This window comes from Achromobacter semiaridum (assembly GCF_053543755.1).
In genome coordinates, this window is the sequence record NZ_JBLVOL010000050.1 from 15,481 (window position 1) to 33,944 (window position 18,464).

The window sequence follows — 18,464 nt, forward strand, 5'->3', positions numbered from 1 at the left end:
CTGGCCGACCAGGTGTACCAACGCATCAAGGATGACCTGTTCGACTTTCGCATGCTGCCGGGCGAACGCTTTACCGAGGCCGACCTGGTGGCGCGGCTGGGCGTCAGCCGTACTCCGGTGCGGCTGGGCCTTGCCCGCTTGGAACGCGAAGGCTTTGTGCTGGCGCGCCCGCGCAGCGGCTGGCAGGTGCGGCCGTTTGATTTCGAACGTTTCGAGGCGCTATACGACGTGCGCGTGGTGCTGGAGCAGGCAGCGGTGGACAAGCTGTGCGCGCGCGAGCCGATGGACGACTCCGGCATCCTGGGCGCGTTGAAAGACGTGTGGCTGGTGCCGCCGCCGCAACGCATCCTGGACGGCCGGCTGGTGGCGCAGCTGGATGAAGCCTTTCATTGCTCGTTAGTGGCCGCCGCCGGCAACCCCGAGATGGCGCAGATACACCGCGATGTCACCGAGAAAATCCGCATCGTGAGGCGGCTGGATTTCACCAAGGATTTTCGGGTGGATGCCACCTACGACGAACACGCGGCGATCCTGCGCGCGGTGCTGGCAAGGCGTGGCGACGAGGCCGCGCGCATGCTGCGTTCGCATATTGAAATGAGCAAGGCGGAAGTGCGCAAGATCACGCTGCACATGCTGCATGAAGCGCGCGAAGGCGGCCGCTAACCCTGCAACTGCTTGTAGACCTCTTGCGATACGCGTTGCAGTTCGTCCCGGCTGACCGCACCGGACAGGGCATAGCCAAACTGGCCCTCCACCCAATAGAACACGCGCACCGGCCCTTCCTGCGTGAACTGGAAGGCGGTCTGCCCGCCCGCGGCTTCGCGCGTGACGTACAGCGTCAGGCGCTGCCCATCGGCCGCGCCGTACATGAATTGCGCGACCGGACCCGAGCCGCCGGGCAGCAAGCGGCCGCCCACCAGTTCATAACCCGCCTGCGATAAGGAGGGCGCGCGCACCGGCGCGCCCATGCGCTTGGTCAACCAGGTGACCAGACCTTTTTCGTTGTCGGCGCCCACTTCAACGGGGCGGCCCATGTCGGGCGCGTACACCGCGTGTGCGATGGCGGCGCGTTGGGCATAGCCGCCCGCCGCGCGTTCCGGGCTGGCGGTGGCCAATACCGTTTGCATCCGCTGCGCGTCCATGGCGCCGCGCACGGTCCATGCCGCCGCTGCGCTGACCGTGGCGATCAAACCGCCGGCCGCCAGCGCGCGCCACGGGAATTGCCGCGCGGGCGCCTTCAAGGGCAGCCGCAAGGGCAGGGGTTCATCCAGCACCGGGTCCAGCAGCGCATGCAACGCGCGGCGCTGCGCCTGCCAGTCGGACACGCGCGTCTGGTCCTGCGGATGCGTGGCCAGGAACGCGTCGACTTCGGCATGCCGCGCGGCCGGCAACTGGCCGTCCGCATAGGCATGCAGATCGGCTTCGGTGATGGGGCTGCCGGTGTTCGGAACCGGATGAAGGGATTTGTCGTTCATGTCATTTCACGCGATGCAGCCGGTTGACCGTGTCACGACCCTGCATCAACGCGCCCAGTTTTTCACGGGCGCGTGACAGGCGCGACATGACGGTGCCCAAGGGCACGTCCAGCACCTGGGCCGTGTCCTGGTAGGACAGGTCTTCCACGCAAATCAGCAACAGCACTTCGCGCTGCTCGGGGGGCAAGGCTTGCAGGCAGCGGTCCAGGTCGCGCACCTCCAGATGGTCGGTCTGCGTGGCGCGCACGGGGGCATCGGGCAGCTCGCCCGGGGCGGTCTGGTCCGCCCGCCGGTTGCTGGCGCGCACGCCGTCGATGAAGTGGTTGTGCATGATGCCGAACATCCAGGCCCGAAGCTCGCCGCGTTTTTGCCAGCGGGAAAAGCGGCTCCATGCGCGCTCCAAGGTGTCCTGGACCAGGTCGTCGGCCCGGTGCGGGTCGCCCGTCAGCCCGCGAGCGTATCGCCGCAAGCTGGGGATGCAGGCCAGGATAAGGGCCTCGTCGTCGGCGCGCATGGTCAAGCGTAAAGGGGCGGCAGGCGCGGATCAGGGCTTGATGACGTGCCAGACTTCCTTGAAGTTGTCGCCGGTCTTGTCGCCCGGCTTGGTGTCTTTGGCGTACAGGTAGACGGGCTTGCCTTTGTGCGCCCATTGCTTGGAGCCGTCGTCGCGGGTGATGACGGTCAGATCGCCCATGGGCTTGGCATCGGCGGGCGCGGCGACGGGCGGCCAGACTTTGGCGCACTGGTCGTTGCAGGCGCTTTTGCCCCCGCTGTCTTTGTCGAAGGTGTAGAGCGTCATGCCCGCGCTGTTGACCAGAATGCCGTCTTGCGTCTTGACGGCTTGGGCGTGGGCGCCGGCCGTGAACAGGGCGGCGGATCCAAGAACCAGGGCGGCGGCGATATGTTTGCGCATGTTGAGCCTCGTACGATGTGGGGGATGGGGTGACTGCCCTCTACAGACGCCTGCCGCCGGGGCTTTATTCCAGGCGGGCAAAAAGAAATTGCATCGGTCGGGTCTGCAAGGGTCAGCCGGCCGGCCGGACCGCGCCGGGGTCGTAACGCATTTCAAATTCCAGGTCGGTCTCCTTGACGGGGGTGAAGCCCAGGGCGGTGTACAGCCGCTGGGCGGGATTGCTTTTGAGCACGTTCAGCGTCACGGGCGCCCCTTGCGCATCGGCCTGATCCAGGATGCTTTCCAGCAGGCGACGACCCAGGCCACGGCCCTGGAAGTCCGGCGCGATCTGGATCTGCACGATGTGCCAGCCGGCAGGGTCGCGGTAGTGCTTGAACAGGCCGGCGGGGCGGCCGTCCACCCAGACGATGTGCGCATCGTCGAAGTGGTACTGGATGCGGGCCAGGTGGTCTGCGTCGGACGTTGGCGCGCCGGCGCGTTCAAGGTGTTCCTGCATGGTGGCCTTGCGCAACGCCAGCAGAAAAGGCACGTCTTCTTCGGTGGCCGGCTGCAAGGCCAGGGAATGAACTGGGGCGTGGGGCGCTTGGGACGACTTCATGGGGCTTCAGAGTGATTTCAGGGCGGGGTCGGGGTTTTGCGTTTGGCCAGCTTGCCGGTCTGATGAATCAGGTTATATAGCTGTTGCGCGGCCGGCGCCAGGGGGCGACCGCGCCGCGCGATCAGGCCCAGCGTGCGTGTGACGCGCGGATGCTCCAGCTTGACGCTGGTCAGCGTGGCGTGGCCGGCCAGCGGCATCGCCAGCTGCGGTACCGCCGCCACGCCCAGCCCGGCTTCCACCAGGCCCAGCAAGGTCATCACGTGGCTGACTTCAAACGCGCTGACGGTGCGCTTGCCGCTTCTGGCCAGCGCATCGTCGATCAGCAGGCGGTTGCCGCTTTCCTTGGCGACGGTCATGAAGCGTTCCTGCGACAGGTCTTCCCAGGACACGCCCCGGCGGCTGGCCAGCGGATGGTCGCGCCGCACCGCCAGCACGAAGTCCTCGCGCAGCACCGCCTTGAAATCCACATCGGGTTCCTGCGTGCCAAAAAAACTGATGCCGAAATCGGCCCGGCCCGTCACCACGCTGTTGAGCACGGTGTTGGCGGTTTCATCGATGATGCGCACGCGGATGCGCGGGAAGCGTTCGGTGTAGTCGCGAATGACAGAGGGCAGGAAGTAGTACGCCACCGATGGCACGCAGGCCACGGTGACCAGGCCGCCGCGCTGCGCGGCCAGGTCGCCGATGCTGAGCACGGCGCTTTCCAGTTCATCGATGGCGCTGCGCGCGCGTTCCAGGAAGACGCGGCCAACCTGGGTCAGGGATACGCGCCGCGTGGTGCGTTCCAGCAGGCGCGCGCCCAGGATGCCTTCCAGCTTGTCGATGCGTCGGCTCAGCGCCGGCTGTGACAGGTGCAGGTCCTCGGCCGCCGCGCGGAAGCTGGCGCGCTCGGCCACGGCCACGAAAGCCTGTAGTTCCTGCAAATCAAAATTGATGCGTGCCATGCATTAATCCATCCGTAAGTTGCAATTCACATAGTAGCCATGCCCGCGCAGAATGGCTTGCATGGAAACCATCATCCCTTGCGTCCTGATGCGCGGCGGCACGTCGCGCGGCCCCTTCTTCCTAAGCGACTGGTTGCCGGCCGACCCGGTGCAGCGCGACCGTCTGCTGTTGATGGCCATGGGCTCGCCCCATGCGCTACAGATCGACGGCCTGGGCGGCGGCAACTCGCTGACCAGCAAGGTGGCCATCGTGTCGCGTTCGACGCGGCCCGACTGCGATATCGACTACCTGTTCGCGCAGGTATCGGTGGAAAAGGCCAGCGTGGATACCCGCCCCAATTGCGGCAACATGCTGTCGGGCGCGGCGCCGTTCGCCATCGAGGAAGGTCTGGTCCAGGCGCGGGACGGCGTTACGTCGGTGCGGGTGCACAACGTGAATACCGGCGCCGTCATCGAAGCCGTGGTGCAAACCCCGGGCGGCCACCTGACTTACGAAGGCGATGCCCGCATCGACGGCGTGGCCGGGGCGGCGGCGCCCGTGCGGCTGAACTTCCTGGACGCCTGGGGCGCGGTCACTGGCCGCTTGTTTCCCACGGGGCGGCGGCAGGACACCCTGGACGGCGTGGCGGTCACGCTGATCGATGCCGCCATGCCGATGGTGCTGATGCAAGCCGCCGACTTTGGCCTGTGCGGCAACGAAGGCGCCGCGCAGCTGGACGGCAACGCCGACCTGCTCAAGCGTATCGAACGCATCCGGCTGCAAGCCGGCCTGCTGATGGGCCTGGAAGACGTCTCGAACAGCGTCATTCCGAAACCGGTGCTGGTGGCGCCGTCCCCTTCCAAAGACGGGCTGGCGTTGCAGTCGCGCTATTTCACGCCGCGCGCCTGCCATCGGGCGCATGCCGCCACGGGCGCGGTGGGCGTCGCCAGCGCCTTCCTCATGCCCGGCACGGTGGCCCACGATTGTGGCGGGCCGCCGATACAGGCGGGCTATCGCAGCGTGCGTATCGAACACCCATCGGGCGCGATGAGCATCGATGTGGACCTGGACCCGGCCAGCGGCGTGGTGCGCAGGGCGGGCCTGGTGCGCACCGCACGCAAGATCATGAAAGGGCAGCTGTACGTGCCCGGCCAGTACACCGATGCCCCCGTCTGCGTGGAGGAATCCCACGCAATGGCCTAGCCCGTTGATACCAGTCAACGGGTAATCCGGTCCGACAAAAACGGCAAAACCGCCCCGGACCCTTGATCTTTCCCTACCGTCGAAGCGACCCGTGGCCTGTCCACAGAAGTGCCGCGCGACGACCCCTGAATCAGGAGACAACCATGAAGCACCCTCACGTCAAGACCGCCTGCGCGGCCGCCATGCTGTTTGCATTCAGTGCGTTTGCGCACGCCGAGTTTCCCGAGCGTGCCATCACGCTGGTCGTCCCCACCGCGGCGGGGGGCGGCAACGACGTGCTGGCGCGCGTGGTGGGGCAGAAGATCGGCGAGCTGCTGGGCCAGACCGTCATCGTGGTGAACAAGCCCGGCGCGCAAGGGGCCATTGCGTCCGACTACGTGGCGCGTCAGCCGGCTGACGGCTACACGCTGATGCTGGGCTACATCGGCACGCACGGCATCAATCCCGCCATGCAGAAACTGAACTACGACCCCGTCACGGACTTCACGCCGATCGGCATGGTGGCCGATTCGCCCACCATCATGGTCGTGTCCACGCGCATCCCCGTCAAAGACGTGGCGGCGCTGGTGAAGTACGGCCATGAGCATCCGGATGGTCTGAACTACGCATCGGCTGGGCCGGGCACCGCACCGTCGGTCGCCGGTGAATTGTTCAATCAAGCCACCGGCATCACCATGCTGGACGTGCCGTACAAAGGCTCGGCGCCGGCGCTGACCGACACCTTGGGAGGCGTCACGCAGGTTATGTTCCCCAGCCTGTTCAGTGTGTATCCGCACCTGAAGTCGGGCATGATCCAGGCCCTGGCGGTGGCCGGGTCGACGCGCTCGGCGGCGTTGCCGGACTTGCCCACGCTGGCCGAAGCGGGTGTCACGGGCGTGGACGTGCCGCAGTGGTACGCCATCTTTGCGCCCGCCAAGGCGGCGCCGTCGGTGGTGGTGACGTTGAACAAGGCGCTGAACCAGGCCTTGGCGGACCCGGCGGTGGCGCAGAAAATCGCGGAGCAAGGCGCCGAGGTCCGCCGCGGCACGCCGGCGGAATTGGGGGCGTTCGTGGAAAGCGAAGCGGCGCGTTGGAGACAGCTGCTGGGCAAGCGCAAGCTGGCCTCGGGCTGAGCACCGTTACGGCTGCATCAGCATCAGCCGGTCCGCGTCGAAGTTCTTCAAGTTCGGGAACACCAGGCCCAGGTCGTCGCGGCCGGCGCCAAACCATGCGCCCAGCGACGCGCCCAATTGGTCCACCGCCAACGTGGGCAGCAAACGGCCGTTGTCCACAAAGCCGGGGCCGTCCAGGGCGATCTCGGGATGCGTCCCATAAAAGCGCCCGCCATTGACGGCCCCGCCCATGACCAGGTGATGCGCGCCCCAGCCGTGGTCGGAACCATTGCCGTTGGACCCCAGCGTGCGTCCGAATTCCGATGCCGTGAAGGTGGTGACGTTCTGGGCCACACCCATCGAGGCCAGGGCCCGCTGGAACGTGGCCATGGCGTCACCCAGCTCGCGCAACAGCGCGGGGTGGGTGTCGTTCAAGCCCGTGTGATTGTCATAGCCGTTCTGCGACACAAAGAACACCTGGCGCCGAGCGCCCAGCGCCTGCCTGGCGCCGATGATGCGGGCCACGATCTTCAACTGCTGCGCCAGCGGCGATGCAAAATCACCCGGCACCGCGACGTCGGCCAATGCCGCGCGCAGTTGCGTGTCGGCATCGATGGACTGGGCGGCGATGCGCGACAGCTCGCGTTCCATCAAATGTTCGCGTGGCTGTGTGATCAGCTGGCGGAGCAGCGCGGTGCAAGCGCTGGACCCGTACATATCGCGGTGCAGCAGATCGATGGAGGTGGACCCGTTGATGCCCACCCGATAACCCGCCACCTTGCGCCCGGCCAGCAGCACCGTGCTGCCGCCCGCCGTGATGCCGGTGAACGTGCGCTGGGCGTTGGCGCTTGCGAACAGGTCGGTCAGCCGGCCCCCCCAGCCCGACGATGCCCCCTCGGGCGCAAGTGCCTGCCAGTAGGCCTGCTGGTCGTTATGCGAAAACAGCTTGGGCGGCAAGGGCACGCGGGCGCTGATGTATTCGGACTTGGTCGTGGGGGCTACAAGGGGGCCGACGTTCAACAACACGGCAAGCTGCCCGTTTTCGTAAATCGGAGCCAAGGGTGCCAGCGCCGGCGCCAGCGCGAATTGCGCGCCCCCCGCAGCGGCGGCCTTGCCACGCAAGACCGTGGCGTGCAGCGCGTCGCGCGGCAAGGCGATGTCGCCGCGCGCGGCGGCGTAGGCGCGATAGGCAGGCGAGTCAAAGGGAACGATCGTGTTGTAGGGGTCGTTGCCGCCGTACAGGAAGACGCAGACCAGTGCTTTGTAGGAAGACGGCGACGCTGATGCCGGCCCGGATGCCGATGGCCCCGGCAAGGATTGCGCCGCCGCCGCACCCAGGGCCGCCAGGTTCAATGCCAGCGGCGCGGCGGCGCCCGTCGCGCCCAGCGCGCACGCGCGAAGCAGGAACGCGCGGCGGTCGGCATCGTGGCTTTTATTCATTTTTGCACCAGGTATTCGGGGCTGGCGGCCACCAGCATGATCGCGGCGCGCACGCGGTCGCGCGGCCGGTGGGCGGGCAGGGTGGCCACCGCCTGGGCGATGGCGCTGGCCGTCGTGGCGCTGAAGGCGTCGCCCGCCAGCAGCAACACCACGCGCGCCACCAGCGCGTCGGGGTCGCGCGCCAAGGCAATTTCCGGCGTGTAGGCCGTCTGCAAATCTTCCCAGCCGCGATCGGCGTAGACGGCCAGAAAATTCAGGTAGCCGGCAATGCTGGTCTCATCCGTGATCTGTAGTTCGGGCGCAACCAGATGCCGGCGGGCCAACTCGGTGACGGGCGGCGTATAACGCGGCCGAAAAAAGTTGAAGACGGTGGCCGACCGCATCGGGCTTTGCGCCAGCCGTATCGTGTTGTCGGTGGTGTCCGGCATGGCCCACGCGCCGTTGGTCGACGTGGCGCCGAACGCGCGCGCCCAGCCCGAAAAGCGCAGGATGGGCTCGCGCACCTTGCCCCAGCCGGGGTCCGCAAGATCGGGGTTGCGCGCTTCCGGGTCCAGCAAGATGGCGCGCAGCACCGCCTTGAGGTTGCCGCGCGCGCCGCTGCCATCGTCGGCAAACACGGCCGATACGCGCCGCACATAAGCCGGGCTGGGGTTGCTGGTGACCAGCCGCTGTATCAGTTGCATGCCGATGAAGGGGCCCACGTTCGGATGCGCGCAAATCGCGTCCATGGCGCGCGTCAGGGACAGATGCCCGTCGGTGCCGGCTGGAATCACCGTGCCCAGGAAGCGCTTTTCGGCCATCGAATGCAGCGCGTTGTTCAGCGCCATGGGGCGACGATGAAATTCCACGTCGGTCTCGGGGCCGTTGATGTCCCAGCCGGTGAACACGCGCGCCAACCCCTGCACGTCGGCGTTGGTATAGGTTTCGACCGGCGCGCCATTCACTTTCCTGACGGTGCCGTCGGGTTCCAATTCCAGCAGGCCGATGCTGAACAACTGCATGACCTCGCGCGCGTAGTTCTCGTCGGGATGGCGGCCGGTCTTGGGGTCTTCCTTGCGGTTGCCGCGATAGGTCAGCATGCAGCCCATCGACAGGTTCTTGGTCACGGCGGTCAGCAGCGCCTGGTAGCTGCCCAGCGCGTGCTGGGCCAGCAGGTCCATGAAGCCAGCCGCGCCGAACAGCGGCCACGAGGCCGTAATGGACTGCACGCCCACCACGAATATTTCCGACAACGCGAACGCCATGCGCGTGCGCACCTGGTCTTCCGCGCTGATGAACTTGCGCCATAGCGTGGATTCCAGCGGCGCGTTGATGCCGTTGCCCTTGAACGCCTCGGTGTTTTTTTTCTGCTGTAGCAGCCAGTCGAAATGCGTTTGGGACGGCGGCATCGCCAACTGCGCGTCCAGCCACGCGGCGTAGCCGTCGCGCACCACGGCGTCGATCAGGGCGGGGGTGGGCCCGAACGTGGCCTGCGCCAGAAAGCGCGAGGCCTGGCCGGGGGTAACTGTCATCGCAAGCCTCTCGTCGAATGCGAAAAACTACGGTACTGAACCGCGCGGCGCGCTTCAATACCGTCATTCGGACGAGAGGATTAATCCTTAAGCATGAGCCCGGGGGGTCAGACCGAGCGCGTGATGCCGCCGTCGATGCGGATGTTCTGGCCGGTGATGTAGGACGACGCGTCAGACGCCAGGAAGGCGATCAGGTCCGCCACTTCCTCGGCGGTGCCGTAGCGGCCCATGGGGATGCGCGCGCGGCGGTCTTCCTTTTCGGGCAGGCTGTCGATAAAGCCGGGCAGCACGTTGTTCATGCGCACATTGTGTTCGGCGTATTCGTCGGAAAACACTTTGGTGAACGCGGCCAGGCCGGCGCGGAACACGCCGGAGGTGGGGAACAGCGCTTCCGGTTCGAACGTGGCGTACGTAGAGATATTGACGATGGCGCCCGACTTCTGCTGCTTCATCACCGGCGCCACCAGGCGCACGATGCGCACGACGTTGAGCAGGTAGTACTCCATGCCCAGGTGCCAGTCTTCGTCGCTGATGGACAGAAGCGCGCCTTTGGGGCCGTGGCCCGCGCTGTTGACCACCGCATCGACTCGGCCCCATTTTTGCAGCGTGGTTTCCACCAGCCGGGCCAAATCTTCGGGCGAGCGGTTCGAGCCGGTCACGCCCAGCCCGCCCAGTTCACCCGCCAGGGATTCGCCCTTGCCGGACGACGACAAGATCGCGACGCGGTAGCCGTCGGCCGCCAATTTGCGCGCTGCCGCAGCGCCCATGCCACTGCCGCCCGCCGTCACGATCGCTACTTTTTCCGTGCTCATGCCTGCTCCCTGTCGGTGTGTACGAGAAAGCGGCCATTGTAGGGGGAACGCACCCAATGGAAACGGGCTGCCGCCCCGAAAAAATCGGAGCGGCAGCCCGTGTCGTCAAGGGCGCAAGACGGATCAGTCGACCAGCTTCAAGGTGCCCTTCATCAGCGCGAAGTGGCCGGGGAAAGAGCAGAAGTAGGTGTAGTCGGTGCCGGCGGCCAGCTTGCTGACATCGAAGGTGACGGAATCGGACTGCCCGCCGCCGATGACCTTGGTGTGGGCGATGACGCGCGCGTCGCCCTTCTTGACGTAGTCGTTGTCCAGGCCGGCGGCCATGCCGTCGTTGACGGCGCCCTGCATGTCGGCGGAGGTGGTCAGCACCCAGTTGTGGCCCATGACGTTCTTGGCCAGGTTGCCCGGGTGCTTGAGGTTCACGGTGAACTGCTTGCAGCTCTTGCTGACCGTGATTTCCTTCTTGTCGAACTGCATCTGGTCATTGCCGGCGATATCCACCGAGCATTCAGCAGCCAGGACCGGGGCGGATGCGGCAGCCAGGATCGCGGCCACGCAAAGTTTCTTGAACATCATTTCTTGCCTCCAACGTTTCGCAACAAGCGGATTTCCGGCCCGCGCTTGCGCGCGATGGACCGGTTTCACGACATTCTGACCCCGCTACCGGCCAGAATGCCAACGCCCGCATGAGCGGGCTTGATGCAGCGCAAGCCAAGGCGATTGAGGCGCGTGAAAGCGTGCCCGTTATGGCTTGGGGCTGACGCGCCAGATCACATTGCCCACGTCGTCGGCCACCAGCAAGTCGCCTTGACCATCGATGGCGACGCCTACCGGGCGCCCTTGCGCCTGGCCGTCCTTGTTCAGGAACCCGGTCAGCACATCGCGTGCCGGACCGTTGGGCGCGTTGTTTTCAAAGGGCACGAAGATGACTTTGTAGCCACTGCGCGGGTCGCGGTTCCAGGAACCATGCTGGCCCACGAACATGCCGCCGGCGTAGGGCGCGGGCAGCCGCGTGGCGCCGGACCAGGCCAGCCCCAGCGAGGCGGTGTGCGGGCCCAACGCATAGTCGGGCACGATGGCGCGCGCCACCAGGTCCGGACGCGGCGGCGTGACGCGGGTGTCCACGTGCTGCCCGTAATAGCTGTAGGGCCAACCATAGAAGCCGCCGTCTTTGACCGACGTCATGTAATCGGGAACCAGGTCGCTGCCCAGCTCGTCGCGCTCGTTCACGGCCGTCCACAGCGTCTTGCCATCGGGCGCCCAGGCCATGCCGACCGGGTTGCGCAGGCCCGTGGCGTAGAGCCGCTTGTTGCCGCTGGCCACATCGATTTCCCAGATGGCGGCGCGGCCTTCTTCGATGTCCATGCCGTTTTCCGCCACATTGCTGTTGGACCCGACAGACACGTACAGCTTGCTGCCGTCCGCGTTGGCAATCAGGTTTTTGGTCCAGTGGTGGTTGATGCCGGCGGGCAGGTCGGTGACGTGCACGCCGGGGGCCTGGATCCGCGTCTGGCCCAGCTGGTACGGAAAGCGCAGCACGGCGTCGGCATTGGCCACGTAGAGCTGGTTGCCGACCAGCGCCATGCCGAAAGGCGAGTTCAGGTTTTGCAACAGCACGCTTTGCGTTTCCGCCACGCCGTCGTGGTCGGCATCGCGCAGCAGGGTGATGCGATTGGCGCTGGGTGTCTTGGCGCCGGCGCGCTTCATGACGACGCCCGCCGCCCATTCCTTGAGGCCGCCGCCCGCGCCTTCGGGCTTGGGTGGCGCGTTGGTTTCCGCGACCAGCACGTCGCCGTTGGGCAGCACGTAAAGCCAGCGCGGATGGTCCAGGCCGCCGGCGTACGCGTTGACGGCCAGACCGGCGGCGGCCACGGGCTGCGCGCCGTCGGACCAGCCGACGGCCTTTGCGGTGTTGACGGTGGGGATCAGGGTGGTGTTGGGCGCGGGCAGCGTGGGGCGGGGACCCATGCCGGATTCAACGGGCAGGGTGGCCATTTCACCGCAGGAGGCCAGGAAGGCCAGCGCGGCCGCCGCGCCGATCGTCAGGCAGGCCTTCGCCAAGGGGCGCGCGGTACGCGGGGTGGGCATGATGCGACTCCAAGCCAGTGGATTCGCATCATCATACCCAGGGTTCGGCGGAGCCTCTTCAATCAATCATCGAAGCGGCTGCGCGTGACGGCGCCCGATTGCGGATCGACGTACAGCTTCACGCGTTGGCCCTGCGGGTCGTACGCCTTGACCTCGTAGCCGTGCTTGCTGGAGCGCTCGATTTCGGAGATGTTGCGGTAACCCGAGGCTTCCATCTTGTCGTACACCTGGCGTATCGTCAGCATCGGGGCGGCGGGGGTGGCGGTAGCCGGCGCTTGGGGCCCGGCCTGTGCCGGGGTTTGCGCGGCGGGCTGTGCAGGTTGCGCTTGCGCCGCGCCGCCCGCCACCAGGGCGGATGCGCTTACGGCCAAGGCTGCCAGGGTTTTTTGAATACGCGTCATGATGAGTCACTCCTAGGGCGAACGAAAGGTAATGGAACAGATAGTGATGGAACAGAAAGTGATGGAACAGAACCGGACAAAACGAGGTCGTTGTGTAGACCCTGTGCCCATTATTCGGTTTGGCCCATGAACCTTTTCTGAAGCCGTCGTTCATCTGGGGTTCATCCCCGCCACGGTATAACCGACGGTCGGTTTCTTCTTCTACCCAAAGGTCCGGCATTGCGGCAATTCCCATTTTTCAAGCGCGGACGCGGCGGCATCCTGTTGTCGGGCGGCGTATTGGCGTTGGCGCTGATCGCCGGCCCCGTCAGTGGCGTGGCCGATGAAAGCGACCACGAACGCGCGCGTCTTGCGCTGGAGGCGGGCAAGGTGCTGCCCCTGGGCGCCGTGCTGGATATCGTCGAACGTGATTTCCCCGGCCAGGTGGTCAAGGTGGAATTCGAAGAAGACGACGACGAATTCATCTACGAAATTCGCGTCCTGCAAAGCGGCGGCGGCATCCTGAAACTGAAGATCGATGCGCGCGACGGCACGCTGCTGGCCGTCAAGGGCCGCGATATCAAATTCAAGGGCAAGGACTGATGCGCATACTGGTAGTGGAAGACGAGCCGACGCTGGCAGCGCAACTGACCGCCGCGCTGCAGGCGGCGGGCTACACGGTGGATAACGCCACGGACGGCGAATCCGCGCGCTACCTGGGCGACGTCGAAGCATTCGATGCCGTGGTGCTGGACCTGGGCCTGCCGGTCATGGACGGGCTTACCGTACTGAAGCAATGGCGCGCCGCACAGCGCAACATGCCGGTGCTGATCCTGACCGCGCGCGACAACTGGCACGAAAAGGTGGCGGGCATCGACGCGGGCGCGGACGATTACCTGACCAAGCCCTTTCACATGGAAGAACTGCTGGCGCGTGTGCGCGCGCTGTTGCGCCGCAGTACCGCGCATGCCAGCGCGCAGTGGCGCTGCGGCCCACTGATGCTGGACACGCGCCAGGCCAGGGCCACGGTCAACGGGCAGGCCCTGTCACTGACCAGCCACGAATTCAAAGTGCTGTCGGTGCTGATGCAGCGCGCGGGCGAGGTCGTGTCGCGCACTGAATTGATTGAACACATCTACGCGCAGGACTTCGACCGTGACTCCAACACCATCGAGGTCTTCATCGGCCGTCTGCGCAAGAAACTGCCGCTTGACACCATTGAAACGGTGCGCGGCCTGGGTTATCGCTTGGCGGCGGCGCAATGAAGCGGTTGCGCGCGGGCATGCCGGGTTCGCTGCGGTTGCGCTTGCTGGCGGGCACGCTGGCCTGGATCCTGGTGTCGGTCGCGCTGGCGGGTTGGGGGCTGGCCAGCCTGTTTCGCCAGCACGTCACGCAGCAGTTCCAGGCCGAATTGGCCCTGCACCTGAATCAGCTCACCGCCGCCGTCAACCTGGGGGCCGACGGCCGGCCGGTGGTGGCCCCGCCGCTGAGCGCCCCCCGCCTGGAGCAACCGTTGTCGGGCTTGTACTGGCAGGTCGACCAACTGGCTGACGGCGAGCGTCCGGCGGCGATCGGCGTCGCGCGATCACGGTCGCTATGGGATCAGACGCTGGCTGCACCGGCGCCGTCCGCGCGCCACGCGGCCCAGGCCGGCGACCAGACCTACGAAACGCCGGGGCCGGCGGGGCGCGGCTTGACGGCGTTGGCGCGCACCGTCAGGCCCGCCGAGGAAGACGTCGCGCCGTGGCGGCTGGTCGTGGCCGCCGACCGGCGCGTGCTGGCCGAACCCATCGGCCGCTTCAATCACATGCTTGCCATCGCCTTGGGCGCGCTGGCGGCGGGTTTGACCTTGGCGGCCGTGGTCCAGGTTGTCGTCGGGCTGCGGCCCTTGGCGAGGTTGCGTAGGCAATTGGCCGCGCAGCATGGCGGCAACAGCCGCATCGAGGGCCGCTTCCCCAGCGAAATCCAACCGCTGGTGGACGACTTCAACAACGTGTTGGCGATGAACGCCGATATCGTCCAACGCGCGCGCACGCAGGCGGGCAATCTGGCGCACGCGGTCAAAACGCCGCTGACCATCCTGGCCAACGGTGCCGCCAGCCAGCCCAACGTACCGGCATCGCTGGTGAACGAGCAGGTGGCCATGGCCAACCGCCAGATCGACCACCACCTGGCGCGGGCTCGCGCCGCCGCGTCCTCCGGCGCCGCCGACGGCCGCGCGCCGGTGCGCGAGGCCACTGAAGGCATCGTGCGCGTCATGCAGCGCTTGTATGCACAGCGCGATCTGCACATCGATATGAACGGCTTGCCGGACACGTTGCGCTTTCGAGGCGAAGCGCAGGACTTGCAGGAGATGCTGGGCAATCTGCTGGACAACGCCTGCAAATGGGCGCGTAGCCAGGTCCGGGTGGCCGCCGAACCCGCGGATGTGGGGCGCTTGCTGATGCACATCGATGACGACGGCCCCGGCATTGACGACGAAGCGCGCGAACGGATTTTCCTGCGCGGTGTGCGCATGGACGAGCAACGCCCCGGCTCGGGCCTGGGGTTGGATATCGTGCGCGATCTTGCCGGCACCTACGGCGGCGAGGTGCGGGCGGGGCGCTCGCCATTGGGTGGCTTGCGCGTGTCGTTGTGGCTGCCCGCCGCTTGAACCGCGGCGTATCGCAGCCGCTATCGCAGCCGCTATCGCCGCCGAAGGTTTACTTCACCAGGGTGACGGGCACATCCGCCAGTTGCAGCACCTGATTGGCGACCGAGCCCACCAGGATGTTGACGAGCGTACCGTGGCCCCGCGTGCCCATCACGATGCGGGCGCAATGCTGGTCGCGGGCGTAGCCGGCGATTTCGGTGGCGGGGTGGCCGAACAGCACCTGGCTGGCATGATCCGTACCCGTTGCGTCCAGCAACTGCCGCGCATCGCGCGTGGCTTGCTGGCCTTCGCGGGCGTAGAACTCGTCGATCATGTCTTGCGTGATCAGGCGCGACACGCCGGCGCGGCCATGCGTGGGCGTCTGGACGTTGAGCAGATGGATGCGCGCGGACGGCGCGCCTTCGGCCAATTGACGGGCGTACAGCACTGCGCGGTTGGCATTGTCGGAGCCGTCGACCGGGACAAGGATGTTCAACATGATTGCTCCTGTGTGCGTTACTTGACCAAGGTGACGGGCAAGTCCGTCAGGTGCAGAACGCGCGTGGCGATGGAGCCCAGGAATAGCGAGGACACCGAACCCAGGCCACGTGAACCCATGAAGATTTCATCCGCGTTTGCCTCACCCGCCACGCGAATGATGGTCTCGGCAGGTTCACCGGTTTCGACGCGCGCGTCGAATGGCACACCGGCTTTGGCGAGCAGGTCGCTGGCGCCTTGCAAGGCTGCGCGGGCTTCGTCCTGGTGGTACGCATCAATGTCGGCTTGCTCTAGACCGCGTCCGATCTTGCCCGACTTGAGCGGAATCTGAACCGTCAGCAATTCAACATGCGCGACGGGATCGTAAGCGCGTGCCGCCAGCAAGGCTTGGACGGCGTGCAGCGCGGGCGGCGAGCCGTCGACGGGTATCAGGATGCGTTTCATGCGCGTCTCCTTGGTTGCGAGCCTGGGCAGGCGGATTTTTCTACTGTATTCGAATTATTTGCCGGTTGCGGGCCGAGGACGCTGCGCTGGATCAAGCCGGGTGAATACAACGGCGGTGCCGCGGTGCAAGTGGCGCCGATGACGACGTCGCACCACCTGCTACGCGCGGCCATGCACGCTGCGTTGCTGAATGCTTGGCTCTGTTGCCCGCCAGGCTCGTCGCCTGCAAAGTCGCCCCAGGGCTGCCGCTATCGCCAGCGCGCCGGTGTTTCAGCGACTTCCACGCCCGGCGCCCAGAGCCGCTCGGTCAGGGCTGCCACGGCCGTTGCGTAGCCGGTCGTCTCCAGTGTGCAGGTGGCGCTGGGGGGTTCGCCATGGCTGCTGTCGCCATGGCTGCGGTCGCCATCGCGCAACAGGTCGCGTTGCAGCAACTGGTGCTTCAGCCAGCGAGCCACGGGCGCGCCCGTTTCCAGCAACGGCACGCCCGGTCCGGCCGCCGCCTGAATCGCGTCGCGCAAAAAGGGAAAGTGGGTGCAGCCCAGCACCAGCACGTCGGCCCCGGCCGCGCGCAATTCCTCGACGGGCGCGCGCACGGCCGCGTCCACGTCGGGGCCCGACAGCCTGCCTTGTTCTACCAGCGCAACCCATTCGGGGCAGGGGCGCAACACGATGCGCACCTCGGGCGCCTCGCGCTGGACCAGCGTGGCGAACTTGGGGCTGGCCAACGTGCCTGTCGTGGCGAACACGCCGACCACGCCGCTATGCGTCAGATGCGCGGCCGGCTTGATGGCGGGCTCTACGCCGATGATGATCAGGTCGGGGTGTCGTGCGCGCAGCGGCGCGATGGCGGCGGCGGTGGCCGTGTTGCAGGCGACGACCATGGCCTTGGCTTGCCGCGAGACAAAATAGTCCGCCATGGAGTAGGCGCGTTGCAACACGAAGTCCTGCGTTTTGTCGCCATACGGGACGTGCGCCGAATCGGCAACGTACAGCAGGGATTCATAAGGCAGCGCGTCGCGAATGGCGCGCAACACGCTCAGGCCGCCAACGCCGGAGTCGTATACGCCGATGAGGGAATCACAAGACATGGTCGCAGCGTAAAAAAAAGCAGGTGCCGCGCAGTGTAGCGCCGCCAGCAGGGGCTTTGCGCTCGGGGTGGAACGAACCCTAGTCCGAGTCCGATCCTGGAGCGGTACCCGACCCCAGACCTGAAGCCGAACCTGAACCCAAACCCGAATCCGAACCTGAACCTGAACCTGAACCGGAATCCAAACCCAAATCCAAATCCAAATCCGCGGCTTCGACACCCCCTTCGCCCACTGCCGCACCATCCGCGCGATGCCGGCGCACTTCGTCGATCAGCTTGCGGGTCGCGCCAGACAGCGGCGCATCGCGCCATATCAGCTTCAGCGCGGCGCGTAGCGCCACGGGGCCGGTCACGTTGACGTACACCACGCCTTCGATGTTCACGCGCCGTAATGAGGCGGGCACAAGGGACACGCCCAGCCCCGCCGCCACCAGGCTCAGGGTGGACAGCATGCGCGGCGCTTCCTGCACCACGCGCGGGCTGAACCCCGACGCGCTGCATGCCGTGATGATGGCGTCGTACAGGCCCGGGCCGCTGTGCCGCCGATACAGGATCAGGGCTTCCTCAGCCAATTCGGACAGCGCGATCTGCTGCCGCGCGCGTCCCTTGACGGCGGGGTGGTCGGCCGGAAAAGCGGCCAGCATGGTTTCTTCCAGCACCGTTTCCTCGGCCACGCCCGGCGTACTGCCATACGCGCCACGGATGAAGGCCACATCGACCCGGCCCTCGCTGACTGCGTCGCGCAGTTCACCCGAGCTGCTTTCTTCCAGCACCAGCCGCACGTTGGGCGCGCTTTCGCGAAAGCGACGGATGACCGAGGGCACGAAGGGGTGGAACGCGGCCGACCCGGTGAAGCCCACCGTCAGCCGGCCGGCTTCGCCCTGCGAAACCCGGCGCACGCCGTCCACCGCCTGATCGACCAGCGCAAGAATGCTACGCGCGTCTTCCTTTAAGGCGCGGCCGCTTTCCGTAAGCTCCATGCCGCGCGGCAGGCGATGGAACAGGGTCACGCCAAGTTCCTGTTCCAGCACGCGTATCTGTTGGCTCAGCGGAGGTTGGCGGATGCCCAGCCGCGCCGCGGCCTTGGTCAGGTGGGCTTCCTCGGCGACGGCCAGGAAGTAGCGCAAAAGGCGCAGGTCTACAGATGCCATATGCAGTGAATATGAATGGTTGCGTGGTCATATATTAGACATTATCCAGGCCGAAGAGTAGGCTGCGAGCCTTGGTTTTCCGCCGTCGCCGCGCGATGTGTGCGTGGTGTTTTCGCGGTAGTCGCGCGGTAGCCGCGCGGTACTTGCGCGGTACTTGCGCGGTAATTGCGCGGTAATTGCGCGGTAATTGATCTGTATGCGAACGACGCGCCAGCCC

General features: G+C 66.3%; 20 protein-coding genes and 1 pseudogene. 6 read left to right on the top strand and 15 right to left on the bottom strand.

What is annotated here, in order from left to right; genetic code table 11:
• Positions 1–663, top strand: a 663-nt coding sequence (locus tag ACNPP0_RS15230) for a GntR family transcriptional regulator (RefSeq protein WP_448706349.1), incomplete at its 5' end; no start/stop codon positions are given.
• Here ACNPP0_RS15230 and ACNPP0_RS15235 read toward each other — a convergent pair.
• From ACNPP0_RS15235 to ACNPP0_RS15255, 5 genes are all read right to left on the bottom strand, one after another.
• Positions 660–1,475 carry an anti-sigma factor family protein gene (locus ACNPP0_RS15235; protein WP_332611377.1) on the bottom strand — a complete coding sequence of 272 codons (816 nt, stop codon included), beginning with the start codon at positions 1,473–1,475 and terminating at the stop codon, positions 660–662. The two genes, ACNPP0_RS15230 and ACNPP0_RS15235, sit on opposite strands and share 4 nt — an antisense overlap.
• 1 nt (position 1,476) lies before the next feature.
• Positions 1,477–1,989: an RNA polymerase sigma factor gene (locus tag ACNPP0_RS15240; protein ID WP_332611379.1), complete on the bottom strand. Its 513-nt coding sequence runs from the start codon at positions 1,987–1,989 to the stop codon at positions 1,477–1,479.
• A 30-nt stretch (positions 1,990–2,019) separates the two neighbouring features.
• Entirely contained in the window at positions 2,020–2,388 is a 369-nt protein-coding gene (locus ACNPP0_RS15245) for a COG4315 family predicted lipoprotein (RefSeq protein WP_332611380.1), read from the bottom strand.
• Between the two features lie 112 nt (positions 2,389–2,500).
• Positions 2,501–2,986 carry a GNAT family N-acetyltransferase gene (locus tag ACNPP0_RS15250; RefSeq protein ID WP_332611381.1) on the bottom strand — a complete coding sequence of 162 codons (486 nt, stop codon included), beginning with the start codon at positions 2,984–2,986 and terminating at the stop codon, positions 2,501–2,503.
• A gap of 17 nt (positions 2,987–3,003) precedes the next feature.
• Entirely contained in the window at positions 3,004–3,930 is a 927-nt protein-coding gene (locus ACNPP0_RS15255; RefSeq protein WP_332611382.1) for a LysR family transcriptional regulator, read from the bottom strand.
• A 61-nt stretch (positions 3,931–3,991) separates the two neighbouring features.
• On the opposite strand from ACNPP0_RS15255, the gene ACNPP0_RS15260 reads away from it, so the two are divergent.
• A complete protein-coding gene (locus tag ACNPP0_RS15260; RefSeq protein ID WP_448706350.1) occupies positions 3,992–5,113 on the top strand; it encodes a 4-oxalomesaconate tautomerase in 1,122 nt (373 codons plus the stop codon).
• A gap of 143 nt (positions 5,114–5,256) precedes the next feature.
• Positions 5,257–6,225, top strand: coding sequence for a Bug family tripartite tricarboxylate transporter substrate binding protein (locus ACNPP0_RS15265; RefSeq protein WP_448706351.1), 969 nt, complete (start codon positions 5,257–5,259; stop codon positions 6,223–6,225).
• A 6-nt stretch (positions 6,226–6,231) separates the two neighbouring features.
• On the opposite strand, the gene ACNPP0_RS15270 is transcribed toward ACNPP0_RS15265, so the two are convergent.
• The 6 genes from ACNPP0_RS15270 to ACNPP0_RS15295 all read right to left on the bottom strand — a co-directional run bounded on the left by ACNPP0_RS15270 (position 6,232) and on the right by ACNPP0_RS15295 (position 12,456).
• Complete coding sequence (locus tag ACNPP0_RS15270; RefSeq protein ID WP_448706352.1) at positions 6,232–7,644, bottom strand: DUF1501 domain-containing protein; 1,413 nt, start codon at positions 7,642–7,644, stop codon at positions 6,232–6,234.
• Positions 7,641–9,155, bottom strand: a complete 1,515-nt coding sequence (locus ACNPP0_RS15275; protein ID WP_448706353.1) for a DUF1800 domain-containing protein — start codon at positions 9,153–9,155, stop codon at positions 7,641–7,643. The genes ACNPP0_RS15270 and ACNPP0_RS15275 overlap by 4 nt, the downstream gene beginning before the upstream one ends.
• 107 nt (positions 9,156–9,262) lie before the next feature.
• Positions 9,263–9,967, bottom strand: a complete 705-nt coding sequence (locus ACNPP0_RS15280) for an SDR family oxidoreductase (protein WP_332611388.1) — start codon at positions 9,965–9,967, stop codon at positions 9,263–9,265.
• A gap of 123 nt (positions 9,968–10,090) precedes the next feature.
• Positions 10,091–10,540: an azurin gene (gene azu, locus ACNPP0_RS15285; protein WP_332611449.1), complete on the bottom strand. Its 450-nt coding sequence runs from the start codon at positions 10,538–10,540 to the stop codon at positions 10,091–10,093.
• Positions 10,541–10,711: 171 nt separating this feature from the next.
• Positions 10,712–12,055, bottom strand: a complete 1,344-nt coding sequence (locus tag ACNPP0_RS15290; protein WP_448706354.1) for a PQQ-dependent sugar dehydrogenase — start codon at positions 12,053–12,055, stop codon at positions 10,712–10,714.
• Positions 12,056–12,117: 62 nt separating this feature from the next.
• On the bottom strand, positions 12,118–12,456 hold the full coding sequence (locus tag ACNPP0_RS15295) for a PepSY domain-containing protein (protein WP_448706355.1): 339 nt from the start codon (positions 12,454–12,456) through the stop codon (positions 12,118–12,120).
• Positions 12,457–12,675: 219 nt separating this feature from the next.
• Here ACNPP0_RS15295 and ACNPP0_RS15300 point away from each other — a divergent pair, with 219 nt between their 5' ends.
• The 3 genes from ACNPP0_RS15300 to ACNPP0_RS15310 are packed head-to-tail and all read left to right on the top strand — an operon-like array spanning position 12,676 to position 15,088.
• Positions 12,676–13,038, top strand: coding sequence for a PepSY domain-containing protein (locus ACNPP0_RS15300; RefSeq protein WP_448706356.1), 363 nt, complete (start codon positions 12,676–12,678; stop codon positions 13,036–13,038).
• Positions 13,038–13,700, top strand: a complete 663-nt coding sequence (locus ACNPP0_RS15305) for a response regulator transcription factor (RefSeq protein ID WP_448706357.1) — start codon at positions 13,038–13,040, stop codon at positions 13,698–13,700. The genes ACNPP0_RS15300 and ACNPP0_RS15305 overlap by 1 nt, the downstream gene beginning before the upstream one ends.
• On the top strand, positions 13,697–15,088 hold the full coding sequence (locus tag ACNPP0_RS15310; protein WP_448706358.1) for a sensor histidine kinase: 1,392 nt from the start codon (positions 13,697–13,699) through the stop codon (positions 15,086–15,088). Before ACNPP0_RS15305 ends, ACNPP0_RS15310 begins: the two co-directional genes overlap by 4 nt.
• 49 nt (positions 15,089–15,137) lie before the next feature.
• Here ACNPP0_RS15310 and ACNPP0_RS15315 read toward each other — a convergent pair whose 3' ends face one another.
• The 4 genes and pseudogenes from ACNPP0_RS15315 to ACNPP0_RS15330 all read right to left on the bottom strand — a co-directional run.
• Complete coding sequence (locus ACNPP0_RS15315; protein WP_332611394.1) at positions 15,138–15,566, bottom strand: universal stress protein; 429 nt, start codon at positions 15,564–15,566, stop codon at positions 15,138–15,140.
• A gap of 17 nt (positions 15,567–15,583) precedes the next feature.
• The gene (locus ACNPP0_RS15320; RefSeq protein ID WP_332611396.1) at positions 15,584–16,009 is read right to left on the bottom strand and encodes a universal stress protein; all 426 of its coding nucleotides are present in this window, start codon (positions 16,007–16,009) and stop codon (positions 15,584–15,586) included.
• Between the two features lie 248 nt (positions 16,010–16,257).
• Positions 16,258–17,097 carry a glutamate racemase gene (gene murI / locus ACNPP0_RS15325; protein WP_448706359.1) on the bottom strand — a complete coding sequence of 280 codons (840 nt, stop codon included), beginning with the start codon at positions 17,095–17,097 and terminating at the stop codon, positions 16,258–16,260.
• A 244-nt stretch (positions 17,098–17,341) separates the two neighbouring features.
• Positions 17,342–18,247, bottom strand: a pseudogene (locus ACNPP0_RS15330) (LysR family transcriptional regulator); the annotation flags it as partial.
• Positions 18,248–18,464 lie beyond the last annotated feature (217 nt).

What these genes read in the sequence shown, in the direction of transcription:
- ACNPP0_RS15235 (WP_332611377.1), bottom strand. Translation starts at nt 1,475, where the DNA reads ATGAACGACAAATCCCTTCATCCGGTTCCGAACACCGGCAGCCCCATC.
- ACNPP0_RS15240 (WP_332611379.1), bottom strand. Translation starts at nt 1,989, where the DNA reads ATGCGCGCCGACGACGAGGCCCTTATCCTGGCCTGCATCCCCAGCTTG.
- ACNPP0_RS15245 (WP_332611380.1), bottom strand. Translation starts at nt 2,388, where the DNA reads ATGCGCAAACATATCGCCGCCGCCCTGGTTCTTGGATCCGCCGCCCTG.
- ACNPP0_RS15250 (WP_332611381.1), bottom strand. Translation starts at nt 2,986, where the DNA reads ATGAAGTCGTCCCAAGCGCCCCACGCCCCAGTTCATTCCCTGGCCTTG.
- ACNPP0_RS15255 (WP_332611382.1), bottom strand. Translation starts at nt 3,930, where the DNA reads ATGGCACGCATCAATTTTGATTTGCAGGAACTACAGGCTTTCGTGGCC.
- ACNPP0_RS15260 (WP_448706350.1), top strand. Translation starts at nt 3,992, where the DNA reads ATGGAAACCATCATCCCTTGCGTCCTGATGCGCGGCGGCACGTCGCGC.
- ACNPP0_RS15265 (WP_448706351.1), top strand. Translation starts at nt 5,257, where the DNA reads ATGAAGCACCCTCACGTCAAGACCGCCTGCGCGGCCGCCATGCTGTTT.
- ACNPP0_RS15270 (WP_448706352.1), bottom strand. Translation starts at nt 7,644, where the DNA reads ATGAATAAAAGCCACGATGCCGACCGCCGCGCGTTCCTGCTTCGCGCG.
- ACNPP0_RS15275 (WP_448706353.1), bottom strand. Translation starts at nt 9,155, where the DNA reads ATGACAGTTACCCCCGGCCAGGCCTCGCGCTTTCTGGCGCAGGCCACG.
- ACNPP0_RS15280 (WP_332611388.1), bottom strand. Translation starts at nt 9,967, where the DNA reads ATGAGCACGGAAAAAGTAGCGATCGTGACGGCGGGCGGCAGTGGCATG.
- azu (WP_332611449.1), bottom strand. Translation starts at nt 10,540, where the DNA reads ATGTTCAAGAAACTTTGCGTGGCCGCGATCCTGGCTGCCGCATCCGCC.
- ACNPP0_RS15290 (WP_448706354.1), bottom strand. Translation starts at nt 12,055, where the DNA reads ATGCCCACCCCGCGTACCGCGCGCCCCTTGGCGAAGGCCTGCCTGACG.
- ACNPP0_RS15295 (WP_448706355.1), bottom strand. Translation starts at nt 12,456, where the DNA reads ATGACGCGTATTCAAAAAACCCTGGCAGCCTTGGCCGTAAGCGCATCC.
- ACNPP0_RS15305 (WP_448706357.1), top strand. Translation starts at nt 13,038, where the DNA reads ATGCGCATACTGGTAGTGGAAGACGAGCCGACGCTGGCAGCGCAACTG.
- ACNPP0_RS15310 (WP_448706358.1), top strand. Translation starts at nt 13,697, where the DNA reads ATGAAGCGGTTGCGCGCGGGCATGCCGGGTTCGCTGCGGTTGCGCTTG.
- ACNPP0_RS15315 (WP_332611394.1), bottom strand. Translation starts at nt 15,566, where the DNA reads ATGTTGAACATCCTTGTCCCGGTCGACGGCTCCGACAATGCCAACCGC.
- ACNPP0_RS15320 (WP_332611396.1), bottom strand. Translation starts at nt 16,009, where the DNA reads ATGAAACGCATCCTGATACCCGTCGACGGCTCGCCGCCCGCGCTGCAC.
- murI (WP_448706359.1), bottom strand. Translation starts at nt 17,097, where the DNA reads ATGTCTTGTGATTCCCTCATCGGCGTATACGACTCCGGCGTTGGCGGC.